Origin of the sequence: Advenella faeciporci (genome assembly GCF_014652395.1) — a bacterium.
Taxonomy (GTDB): Bacteria; Pseudomonadota; Gammaproteobacteria; order Burkholderiales; family Burkholderiaceae_B; genus Advenella; species Advenella faeciporci.
In genome coordinates, this window is sequence record NZ_BMYS01000002.1 from 188,216 (window position 1) to 200,272 (window position 12,057).

Annotated in this window: 9 protein-coding genes; 4 read left to right on the top strand and 5 right to left on the bottom strand. The window is 48.0% G+C overall.

Going from position 1 to position 12,057, the window contains the following annotated elements; genetic code table 11:
• Positions 1–16 precede the first annotated feature (16 nt).
• Positions 17–1,108 (top strand): sn-glycerol-3-phosphate import ATP-binding protein UgpC, encoded by a 1,092-nt coding sequence (locus IE074_RS02705; RefSeq protein WP_189383904.1) that lies wholly within the window; start codon positions 17–19, stop codon positions 1,106–1,108.
• A gap of 134 nt (positions 1,109–1,242) precedes the next feature.
• On the opposite strand, the gene IE074_RS02710 is transcribed toward IE074_RS02705, so the two are convergent.
• From IE074_RS02710 to IE074_RS02730, 5 genes are all read right to left on the bottom strand, one after another.
• Positions 1,243–2,361, bottom strand: a complete 1,119-nt coding sequence (locus IE074_RS02710; RefSeq protein WP_189383905.1) for a branched-chain amino acid ABC transporter substrate-binding protein — start codon at positions 2,359–2,361, stop codon at positions 1,243–1,245.
• Between the two features lie 175 nt (positions 2,362–2,536).
• The gene (locus IE074_RS02715) at positions 2,537–4,615 is read right to left on the bottom strand and encodes a PhoX family protein (RefSeq protein WP_189383906.1); all 2,079 of its coding nucleotides are present in this window, start codon (positions 4,613–4,615) and stop codon (positions 2,537–2,539) included.
• A gap of 106 nt (positions 4,616–4,721) precedes the next feature.
• Positions 4,722–5,687: a LysR substrate-binding domain-containing protein gene (locus IE074_RS02720; RefSeq protein WP_189383907.1), complete on the bottom strand. Its 966-nt coding sequence runs from the start codon at positions 5,685–5,687 to the stop codon at positions 4,722–4,724.
• 140 nt (positions 5,688–5,827) lie between these two features.
• On the bottom strand, positions 5,828–7,849 hold the full coding sequence (gene recG, locus IE074_RS02725; protein ID WP_189383908.1) for an ATP-dependent DNA helicase RecG: 2,022 nt from the start codon (positions 7,847–7,849) through the stop codon (positions 5,828–5,830).
• Positions 7,850–7,922: 73 nt separating this feature from the next.
• Positions 7,923–8,309 (bottom strand): Rid family detoxifying hydrolase, encoded by a 387-nt coding sequence (locus IE074_RS02730; RefSeq protein ID WP_189383909.1) that lies wholly within the window; start codon positions 8,307–8,309, stop codon positions 7,923–7,925.
• Between the two features lie 222 nt (positions 8,310–8,531).
• Here IE074_RS02730 and IE074_RS02735 point away from each other — a divergent pair, with 222 nt between their 5' ends.
• The 3 genes from IE074_RS02735 (at position 8,532) to IE074_RS02745 (ending at position 12,040) form a co-directional block, all read left to right on the top strand.
• Positions 8,532–9,527, top strand: a complete 996-nt coding sequence (locus IE074_RS02735) for a Fe(3+) ABC transporter substrate-binding protein (RefSeq protein ID WP_229793861.1) — start codon at positions 8,532–8,534, stop codon at positions 9,525–9,527.
• A 67-nt stretch (positions 9,528–9,594) separates the two neighbouring features.
• The gene (locus tag IE074_RS02740) at positions 9,595–11,265 is read left to right on the top strand and encodes an ABC transporter permease (RefSeq protein WP_189383911.1); all 1,671 of its coding nucleotides are present in this window, start codon (positions 9,595–9,597) and stop codon (positions 11,263–11,265) included.
• Positions 11,266–11,269: 4 nt separating this feature from the next.
• Positions 11,270–12,040 carry an ABC transporter ATP-binding protein gene (locus IE074_RS02745; protein ID WP_189383912.1) on the top strand — a complete coding sequence of 257 codons (771 nt, stop codon included), beginning with the start codon at positions 11,270–11,272 and terminating at the stop codon, positions 12,038–12,040.
• Positions 12,041–12,057 lie beyond the last annotated feature (17 nt).

A 12,057-nucleotide genomic window follows, 5' to 3' on the forward strand; every position in this document is an offset into this window, starting at 1 on the left:
ATAAGGATTATTCACCATGGCAACACTTAGCTTTAAAAATGTCAAAAAAACCTATCCGGGCAATGTCGCAGTTATTCACGGTATCAGCATGGATATCAAAGATGGAGAGTTTATTGTTATCGTAGGCCCTTCAGGCTGCGGAAAATCAACCCTGATGCGCATGGTGGCAGGCCTGGAGACCGTTACCGAAGGCGATATCCAGATAGATGCACAAAGCATCAACCATCTTGAACCTGCACAGCGGGATATTGCCATGGTGTTCCAGAACTATGCGCTTTACCCGCATATGTCGGTATTTGACAATATGGCCTATGGCCTGAAAATACGTAAAATGACGAAAGAACAAATCAGGGAACGGGTCCGGCAAACAGCAGAAACGCTTGAACTTTCCCATTTGCTTGACCGTCGTCCGAAGCAGTTATCAGGAGGCCAGCGTCAGCGGGTTGCCATGGGCAGGGCTATTGTGCGCGAGCCAAAGGTTTTCCTGTTTGATGAACCGCTTTCCAACCTGGATGCCAAGTTACGTGTACAGATGCGGCTTGAAATACAAAAGCTGCACCGCCGCCTTGAAACCACCAGCTTATATGTCACTCACGACCAGGTGGAAGCCATGACCTTGGCGCAGCGCATGATTGTCATGAACAAAGGCATTGCAGAACAAATCGGTACCCCCATGGAAGTATTCGAACGTCCTGCCTCGACCTTTGTTGCCAGTTTCATTGGCTCTCCCCCCATGAATCTGCTTAACGTCACGATGAGTCATGACGGAAAAATAACAACGGCAGATGGTGTTGTCTTACCCATCAATCGCAACCAGATCCCGGACTCACTAGAAGAAAAAACACAGGCCATCATGGGCTTCAGACCTGAAAATTGCCAACTTCAGGATACCGGCATACCGGTTAGCATTGAAATGGTTGAAATACTGGGATCCGAACAACTGATTCATGGCTTGATAGGACAGACAAATATTGTTATCCGGCAAAACATTCATGGAAATGCGCAAGAACAGGCACATTTAAAGCCAGGCCAAGTTATTCATATAGCCCCTGATGGAAATCATGCGCTCCATTGGTTTGACACTGAAACCACACGTCGCCTGAATTGAACAAACCGGCAGCTTTATAAAAACCAACGCAGAAATAGTATTAATTTCAAAAAACGCTTTAAATCCATAGCCTGTCATTAAAAAACGCTACCTTTTCGGGTAGCGTTTTTTATGATTAAAGTGAAAAATCCGGATTATTGAACCGCGGTTTTGCTGCCGTCTTTATGCCAGGTATAAATATCAAATTTAAAATCTTTAAGGTCACCCTGCTCATTCCAGCTCAGGTCACCAATAACGGTTGGCACCGAATTGGCATGCAAATATTCAGCCACTTTTTCAGGATCGGTACTTTTGGTTTCAAGCATGGCTTTGATAATAGCCTGCGTAGCCGCATAAGAGGTTAACTGGAACGCACCGGCAGCATTGCGACCTTTTTCTGTAAAGGCTTTCACGATTTCCTGGTTTTCAGGCAGGCTTGAGTAATCGGCGGGCAATGTTAACAGCATGCCTTCAACGGCATCACCGGCAATCGCGTTAATTTCGGGGTTACCAGAACCTTCCGGGCCCATGAATTTAACCTTCAGCCCCTGTTCTGCTGCCTGCCGCATTAAAAGGCCCATCTCGGGATGGTAGCCACCATAATAAACAAAATCAACCCCTTGGGATTTCATTTTGGTAATAATTGAAGAGTAATCGGACTCACCCGCGTTAATGCCCTCAAACAGGACAACGTCTATATTCGCCTTTTTCAGGTTATCCTGAACCGCGCTGGCAATACCCTGGCCATATGATTGCTTGTCATGCAAAACAGCCACTTTTTTGGGTTTGACCGAGTCAATAATGTATTTGGCTGCTGCAGGACCTTGCTGATCGTCGCGTCCGATAGTACGGAAAACAAATGTGAAATTTTTACCGTCAGTCACGTTGGGGGCAGTGGCTGAAGGCGTAACCATCACCACGCCCTGTTCATCATAAACTGCAGCTCCGCCTACTGTTGCACCCGAGCAAACCGGACCAACCACAAAACCGATTTTCTGGTTAACAACACTGTTTGCAGCAATAGGGCCCTGCTTGGGCTCGCAGGCATCATCAACCTCAACCAGTTCAATTTGTTTGCCATCAACACCACCTGCGGCATTGGTCATTTCAACTGCAGTTCTGACACCCTCACGCACCATATCACCGTATTGTGTAACAGGACCGGTTAGTGGCCCCACCACGGCAATCTTGATGTTTTCTGCCTGAGCAACACCCATACCCATTGCAATACCCATGGCGCTTGCCAACAAAGTAAAACGGAATGATTTATTCATTTCTTTAATCTCCAATTAACAGAATAATCGCCTGTAAAGCATACACTGAACCAGGTGGTTTTGTATATGGCATAAACCCGCAAAATCCAGACCAAAAAACGGCAGATAAAAAATCACCCCCTTAACAAACAGGGGGTGATTCCAAAGCGGCTGTCAGAAACGGAAACTTGAAACGTCAAGCACCTACAACGCCACCATCTTCACGCCAGATCACAACAGTTGCGGCACGAGGACGGCCACCGCCACCTTCTTTGTCCTCATTGTCATCCATAGGCCACTTGGAAAATGCCAGTGGATCCTCCTGAGGCGTCACCTTTGGTGCCCGTGGATGTTTGCCGTACTCACCAGGGTGCTGTATGTTAACAAAAACAGTTTTGTAATCAGGTGTCCAGGTAATACCGGTCACTTCGCTGCCTGAAGGTCCCACCAGGAAACGACGGATTTCACCTTTACCCGTTTCTGTTTCAGGGATGGCAACCAGCATCTGGTTGTTTCCATTACCGGCAAAGTTGCCCGCATCGGAAAAGTTGCCGTCTGTCTGGATCCACAAACGGCCATCCTTGTCAAAAGCCAGTCCATCGGGGCTATTAAACAGGTTCTTGGCTGACACGTTTTGCGTACCGGCCATTAAGTTACCCGGCTCTTTGTGCACCTCGGGGTTGCCAGCCAATACAAACACGTCCCAGTCAAATTCACTGGCAGCTGCATCCTTGCCTGACTCATTCCAGCGAACAATCTGGCCATACGGATTTTTTGCACGCGGATTGGCATCGTCAATACCTGGATGTTTCAGGCCATTGGTTCCTTTGCGCTCTTTGTCACTGCCGCGATCCGAGTTATTGGTTAAGGTAACGTACACTGCCTGGGTATGAGGATTAACGGCAATCCATTCGGGGCGATCCATTGGGGTTGCCCCAACGGCATCTGCGGCAAGGCGGGTTTTAACCAGCAACTCGCCCTGATCCTTGAACAGCTCTCCCAATTTTTTGCCATCCAGGCCTACCGTATCAAGGGTTAAGGGAATCCATTTGCCTTTTCCTTTCAGGTTACCCACCTGTTCGCCATCAGTAAACCGGGCAACATACAAAGTGCCATTATCCAGCAAAGAACGGTTGGCGGCTTTGTTGGCCGGGTCAAACTTGCCGTCAGAGACAAATTTATAAATATATTCACTGCGCTGGTCATCGCCCATATAAACTACAACACGCTTGTCGGCAGCCAAGGTCATGGCGGCGTTTTCATGTTTGAAGTGACCCAGGGCAGTCAGTTTGCGCGGCTTTGATTGCGGATCAAAAGGATCAATTTCAACGATCCAGCCGTGACGCATCCATTCGTTGGGCTCTTCAGCCACATCAAAGCGTTTGTCATGAGTCTCCCAGCGATAGCTCTCGTCTGACGCTTTGGTTGTAACGCCATAACGCTGCATCAGGGTATTGCTTTCAACACCTTCCTTCAGGCTGCCAAAGTAATCGGTGACGTTTTCCTCACAGGTAAGATAGGTATCCCACAAGGTATAACCGTTACCACAGTTGCCAAAAGTACCAAACACCACTGTACCGCTTGGGTCCGCGTTGGTTTTCAACAAATCATGGCCGGCAGCGGGCCCTGTAAGAACCATTTCCGTATCAAGGGCATTAATGCTGCGGTTAAAGTTGGAGTCAAGGACTGTTTTCCAGTTCTGCCCATCATAACGGATATGTTTTACGCTAACACCTTGTGCCCGCTGTGATTTTTTAACCCAGTCCTCATTCCAGTTTTCACCGGCAACGCGAACATTGGCAGGAAAAAAATAGTCTGGGTTGATGTATTCGTGATTGGTAACTAAAAGACCTTCGGTGTTGCTGCCATCAATGGGAAAATAATGCATGCCATCATGATTGTCACCCGTTTGCATGGCTTGTGCAGCAGAATCATCAGTGGCATCGCCCTTCCATTTTGGGGAATTGGCAAATAAAGGGTCACCCCAGCGGTTAATAACCGCATAACGGTAACCTTCCGGAACCACGATTTTATCACCTGTGCTTGCAGCAACGGCCTTGAAACTCATGGAGGGAACTGCAGCGGCTGAACCCGGGACCGAAGGCTGCGCGCTGGCAGCAGTCGTCTTAAGGGAAAGTCCAAAAAACGCCATGGTACTGGCACCCGCACTGGCTTTTAAAAAACCACGGCGGCCCTGCTGCTTTCCTAATATCTCATTAAATGATTCAACTTTGCTGTTGTTACTTGGAATATCGTCACGATCCAGATCGCTCATCGGGTAAATCCTTTATTGACAAGTTACATAAAAATATGTCACTAGCGTAATAAAGAACTATGTCAGGCATTTGACAAACCCGGCAATCGTTGAAAAACTGTATTAATTATGCTGAAAATGCAGATAACATTTGGTGTTTTTCATCGGGTAACATTGTTACACCTGGCAAATCACAAGAAAAAACAGCCTGCGCCAAGGCGTCAATAGCTGCGGTTCTGGTAAAACTGCGACGCCATGCCAACACAATACGGCGATTTGGAACCGGTTTTTTAATGGGGATGTACTTGACCAGATCTGTTTGCTGGGCCCGTTGATCCATGACGGCGCTAATAGGCAATAAGGTAATGCCAAGGCCAGCGGCTACCATATGCCTGATGGTTTCAAGTGATGAGCCTTCAAAAGAACGCTGTATGCCATCGTCTGCCGCTGAAAAACGGGACATTTCCGGACAGACCTCCAGGACCTGGTCACGGAAACAATGGCCAGAACCCAGTAAAAGCATGGTTTCCTGCTTAAGCTCATCGGTACTGAGCAGTTTTTCGTGGGCCCATCTATGATTGGCAGGAACGGCAACCACGAAATCCTCATCATACAGGGGTTTCATTTCAAGCCCGGCATCTGGTAAAGGTAACGCCATGATGGCACAATCCAACTCTCCCTGACGTAACAGCTCTAGCAGGCGAACCGTGAAATTTTCCTGCAGTATGAGCGGCATTTGCGGTGTTTGCTGGATTTGCACCGGGATAAGTTTGGGCAAAAGATAAGGGCCAATGGTATGTATAATGCCCACTTTAAGCGGACCAGCCAAAGGATCATGACCCTGTCTGGCAATTTCCTTTAAGTTGGCACTTTCCTCGAGCACTTTTTGTGCCTGTGAAATAATACGCATACCAATAGGCGTAACGCCCACCTCACTGCCACCACGCTCGAAAATGGTTACACCCAACTCCTCTTCCAGCTTTTTAATGGCCACCGAAAGCGTAGGCTGACTCACAAAGCATGCTTCTGCGGCCCTGCCAAAGTGCCGCTCTCGTGCAACCGCAATGATGTATTTAAGTTCAGTAAGTGTCACGCGCAAATTCCTGATTATTCCGAATAATAGATTTTATCTATCATTTTATCAAAAAAAAACTATCAAAAGATACATAAAACTGAAACCTTGCCAAACCAAATGCCAAATTGCACCAATTCAATACAATAAGTGCTTATCTATCAGGTTCTAATATAATCTTCTTTTCCACGCATCCAGCGGTGCAAATGCCTGGTCACCGCTTCAGGGTAATTTTCACGCAATTCCTTTGCCGCCTCTCTGGCTTTTTCCACAATCAGGTAATCGGTCTCTATGTTAGCAAATCGCATCAGTGCCAGGCCCGATTGCCGCACCCCCAGAAACTCTCCCGGACCTCTTTGTTCAAGATCCCGCCGGGCAATTTCAAACCCGTCGGTCGTTTCATACATGGCCTTAAGACGTTGCGAGGCAACCTTGGATAGTGGCTGTTGATATAACAAGACACAAACGGAATTGGCCTGCCCCCTTCCCACCCTGCCCCGCAGCTGATGCAACTGGGCAAGACCAAAACGCTCTGCATGTTCAATAATCATTAAGGATGCATTCGGTACGTCTACTCCAACTTCAATAACCGTGGTAGCCACCAACAGATCAAGTTCGTGCCGGACAAAATCCCCCATGACCTGGGCTTTTTCCTGAGTATTAAGCCTTCCATGCAGCAGGCCACTTCGCACATCATCCAGCTCTTCCTGCAAGCGCGCATGCGTGTCTACCGCTGTTTGCAGCTGCAACGCCTCGCTCTCTTCAACCAAGGGACAAACCCAATATACCTGGCGACCTTTTTTAACTTCATGCCTGACATGCTCAAGCAATTCATCCCGTCGATTGTCGGAAAACAGCTTGGTAATAACCGGAGTACGACCAGGGGGAAGTTCGTCAATAACCGACACCTCAAGGTCAGCCAGAAAAGTCATTGCCAGTGAGCGTGGAATGGGTGTTGCACTCATATTAAGTTGATGGGGCACCATATATTGGTTTTGCAGCAAGTGCTCGCCTTTGCGGCTTAAACTTAAGCGCTGGCCAACCCCAAATCGGTGTTGCTCATCTACAATCATTAAGCCCAAAAGATGAAAATCAACGTTTTTCTGGATTAAGGCCTGGGTACCAATAATGAGTTGCGCTTTGCCACTGGCAATGCTGTCTGCAGCTTCCTGCTTGGCTTTGGCTCGCAAGCTGCCACTTAACCAGGCCACCTCAATACCAAGCGGGCCGAACCATTTTTTCATCTTGATAAAATGCTGCTCAGCCAGGATCTCGGTAGGTGCCATAATTGCCACCTGAAAGCCGTTTTCCAGTACGGTGGCCGCCGCCATGGCCGCCACGATCGTTTTTCCACTACCCACATCCCCCTGTAGCAAGCGGTGCATGGGATATTCCTGCTGCAAATCATGATTAATTTCATCAATGACTTTTTTTTGAGCTGTCGTTAATGAAAACTCAAGCCCTGCCAGCAGGCTGGCCGCCAGTTTTCCCGGTTTAAGCGTCATGGGAAAGGATTTTTTCTGTTGCCTGGCCGCCCTTGCCGCTGCCAGGGCAAGTTGTTGGGCCAGCAGTTCATCAAACTTGATTCTTAGCCAGGCCGGATGCAATTTTTGTGTTAATGCATCAGGGTCGGTTCCGATAGCCGGATGATGCAGCTCATGAATGGATTGTGCAAAATCAGGAAGTTGATATTTTTGCTGGATAACTCTGGGCAAGGTATCATCAAGAACGGTGCGTGACAACGCTGACAAAACCGCCTTCCTGATGCTGGGTTGTGCCAACCCTTCGGTAGTGGGATAAACCGGGGTAAGGGTTTTGGGCAAGGCTTCGCCGGCCTTGCTTATTTTAGGGTGAATTAATTCAAACCCCCACATGCTGCTGCCGCGTACTTCGCCACGAATACGAACGAACCCGCCTTTCTCCAGCATTTTTTGCTGGCTCGGATAAAAATGAATCCAGCGCAGTGAAATTTGCCCGGTATCATCCTTAAACGTGGCCAGCAGCTGCTTCCTGGGCTTGAACACCACTTCAGAATGTGTAACCACCCCTTCAAGCTGTGCACTCATGCCTGGATAAATCTGGTTTATTTTATGGATAGCGGTTTCATCTTCATAGCGCAATGGCAAATGAAGGACAAAATCAAAATCGTACTCCAGGCCCAATGACTTGAATTTCTTGTCCAAGAGTCCTGGCCTGGAGGATTGGGGAACTACGTTTGCAGGCACCTTGACCACTTACCCAATAAGAAAGGCTGTATTACACAACAATAATGGCTTCAACTTCAAATTGGGCATTTTTAGGCAAAGCACTGACCTCTACCGTTGAGCGGGCAGGAAAAGGTTGTGGAATAAGCTCAGACATGACTGAATTGACAATACCGAAATTACGGATATCAGTCACAAAAAGGGTTAGCTTGACAATACTGTTCAAAGATCCGCCTGCCGCATGAATTATCGCAGTCATGTTGGCAAATGCCTGCCTGACCTGTTCTTCGCAATTTTCAGAAACCAAATCACCCGTTGCCGGATCAAGGCCAATTTGGCCTGATAAATAAACCGTGCTGCCAACTGGAACAACAACTGCCTGGGAATATGGGCCAATCGCGGCAGGCGCTTTATCTGTTTGAATAATTTGCTTACTCATATAAACCCCTTTTTATTAAACCAATGATTTATTTGTTACTGAACAGGTACCAATAAATAATACTGTAAATGTATCAGCAAGGATAGAAATTATTTACTTTTAAAAAAATTGATTGTATGCTTTAATTCCTAGCTAATCTATTTAATAATCATTCTCATTAATATTCAGGTATTATCACTTATGATTTCCAGAAAAAACCTATTGAAAAAAAGTTTATTCACAATGAGCGCACTGACAATCAGCCTGTCAGCGTTTGCCTCTGGTGAAGTTAATCTCTATACCACCCGTGAACCCCGGCTGATTCAACCTATTCTGGAAGCCTTTGAAAAAGAGACGGGCATTAAAACCAACACGGTTTTCATCAAGGATGGATTACCCGAACGCATCAAGTCCGAAGGCGAGCGATCACCTGCTGACGTTTTAATGACCGTAGACATTGGAAAGCTGCTGGATGTTGTAGACCAGGATCTGGTGCAACCTGTTGACTCCAAGGTATTAAAAGAAATCATCCCGGAAAACCTGCGTGCTGCTGATGACAAATGGTTTGCCTTTTCATTGCGTGACCGGGTTCTGTATGCTGCCAAAGAACTGGACCTGAAAACCTTCACCTATGAAGATTTGGCGGACCCCAAATGGAAAAACAGGGTTTGCATTCGCTCTGGGCAGCACCCTTACAACACCAGCCTGATTGCCGCCATGATTGCCCATAACGGCCCTGAAAAAACGGAAGAATGGCTTAAAGGTGTCAAAAACAACCTAGCCCGCAAGGCAGCGGGTGGCGACCGTGAAGTCGCCCGTGACATCCTGGGTGGAATTTGTGACATTGGTATTGGTAACGCCTACTATGTCGGACGCATGAAAAACGCCGAACCCGGCAGTGAACAATACCAATGGGGTGAAGCCATCAAAGTTATTCGCCCTACCTTTGCCAATCCTGAAGGCAGCGGCACCCACGTCAACATTACCGGTGCGGCCATTGCCAAACACTCACCCAACCATGAAAACGCGGTCAAATTGCTGGAATACCTGGTTTCCGACCAGGCCCAGCAGCTTTACTCAAAAACCAATTACGAATACCCCATTCGCAAAGGGGTAGAAATGGATCCGGTCATGACTGCGATTGGCGAACTCAGGGTAGACAGCCTTCCTGTTACTGAAATTGCAAAATTCCGTAAACAGGCCAGTGAATTGGTCGATAAAGTAGGTTTTGACAACTAAGGCCATAACTGTTTTACAATAAGGGCGATACGTTACATACGTATCGCCTTTTACTATTATTTAAAGCATGTCAGAAAACACACTGCAACAACCACCCTTAAAAAAAACACAATCGTTCAATGCTTCGACCTATCTTGTTCTTGGTGTTGCCTTCTGTGTGCTTGCTCCCGTACTAACCCTGTTATGGCATGCCTTTTCCGGTGACTTCCAGCACTGGAGCGGACTGCTGAAAAACGTTATTCCCAATTCACTGGGCAATACTTTAGTGCTGCTGGCTGGCGTTGCCTTCGTGGTAGCGTGCCTGGGCACCGGCAGTGCCTGGCTGACCACCGCATACCAGTTCCCAACCCGCAACATACTTATGTGGGCCCTGCTGCTGCCTTTGGCGGTTCCAACCTACATCATGGCCTTTGCCTACCTGGATGTCATGCACCCGCTTGGGCCCATACAGTCTGTTATTCGCGACTTGCTTGGCTATACCTCGCCACGCCAGTTCCGCCTGCCAGACATCCGCTCTATGAGCGGGGCCATTGTTTTGCTAGGTTTTGTCCTGTATCCCTATGTCTATTTAAGTACGCGTGTCATGTTTATGACCCAGGCGGCCAACCTGATAGAAGCCGCCAGAACGCTGGGTTGCACCCGTCGCGAGGCATTTTTCCGCGTGGTTATTCCAATGGCTCGCCCTGCCATTGCCGTGGGCATTAGCCTGGCGCTGCTTGAAACCCTGAATGATATTGGCGCTTCCGAGTTCCTGGGAATACAAACCCTGACCGTTTCCGTTTACACAACGTGGATATCGCGCTCCAATCTTGCCGGAGCAGCGCAAATTGCCATTTTCATGCTGATTGTAGTGACCACATTAATCTGGCTGGAGCGTCATGGACGACGCCACCAGCGCTACGCAAACACACAACGCATGCACCCAATCCAGCCACAAAAACTGCGTGGCATACAGGCCCTCATCGCTATGGCTTTAGGCTGGTTTCCGGTAATTTGCGGCTTCATTATTCCAGCCGTTTATCTGGTTGCTGAAAGCATAAAACGCCTGGAAGCGGTGGGGACAGTTTCCGATGACCTGGTCAGGGGCACATTCAACACTATTACAGTTGCAGCCGTAGCTACCCTTATTACCGTTATTTGCGGCCTGTTAATTGCCTGGGTAGTGCGAAATCCCCGCTTTACCCTGGGTAAATTCATTGTGCGCACCAGCAGCCTGGGTTATGCCATCCCCGGCACGGTACTGGCGATTGGCCTGCTTACCCCCTACGCATTAATAGATACCTTCATTTCAGACAGCCTGTCATTTTTGTTTCAGCTGCCGCCCCAGCTCTATATCATGGGCAGCATGAGTGGCATTATCATTGCCTATGTCATCCGCTTTCTGGCTATTTCCGTTGGCGGCATAGAAGCAGGCCTGTCACGCATTCCCCCTTCCCTTGAAAATGCCTCCCGCATTTTGGGGAAAACCTCACGGCAAACCTTTTTCAACATTCACCTTCCCCTGCTCAAGCCAGCCATTGGTGCCGCATCCCTGCTTATCTTTGTAGATGCCATGAAAGAGCTTTCTGCCACTTTATTGCTGCGCCCCCTGAATTTTGAAACCCTGTCTACATGGCTTTATGCCGAGGCTGCCCGAGGCACTTATGAAGAAGGCGCCATTGCCGCGCTCATCATCGTTCTGGCAGGGCTGTTACCGGTTATCATACTGGCCAAATCACAAACAAAATCCAACTATTAAACCTATGAATCAGCTTCTCGTACTGGATAAGATCAAACTGGCCTACCCACATCAAAAACAGCTAAAGGTCGTTGTTGAAAATTTTTCCCTTTCCCTGCAAGAGGGTGAGATTGGTTGTTTGCTAGGACCCTCAGGTTGTGGAAAAACAACAGTTTTAAGGTCTATTGCCGGCTTTGAGCCGGTTTATGCGGGCGAAATAAAACTGGCCAATATAGTGCTATCCGCCCCTGACAAAATGGTAGAGCCGGAAAACCGTCATATTGGCATGATGTTTCAGGACTATGCTTTATTTCCGCATCTAACCATTGAACAAAACATTGCTTTTGGCCTGAAGAACAAAGACAAGGCTTACATTAAAAGCCGCACCGCAGAAATGCTTAGCCTGATTAATCTGGCAGATACCCGCAAACGTTACCCACACGAGCTCTCTGGCGGGCAGCAGCAGCGGGTTGCGCTGGCCCGTGCAATTGCCCCCTCCCCCAAAATCCTCTTGCTTGATGAACCATTCTCAAACCTGGACACCGACAGCCGTGAAAGACTGGCCTTTGAAGTACGGGAAATTCTTAAAGAAAACAAGCTGAGTGCCATACTGGTTACCCATAACCAGGCCGAAGCCTTTGCGATTGCCGATAAAATCGGCATCATGAGCCATGGAAAACTGCTTCAATGGTCTACTCCCAATGAGATCATGCATAACCCGAACAGCAAAGAAGTCAGTGACTTCATTCGCCGTGACAGCCTTTCCACCTTGCGTGAACAGGCTTTCATGCGTTAAGGCATCAAGCAATACGT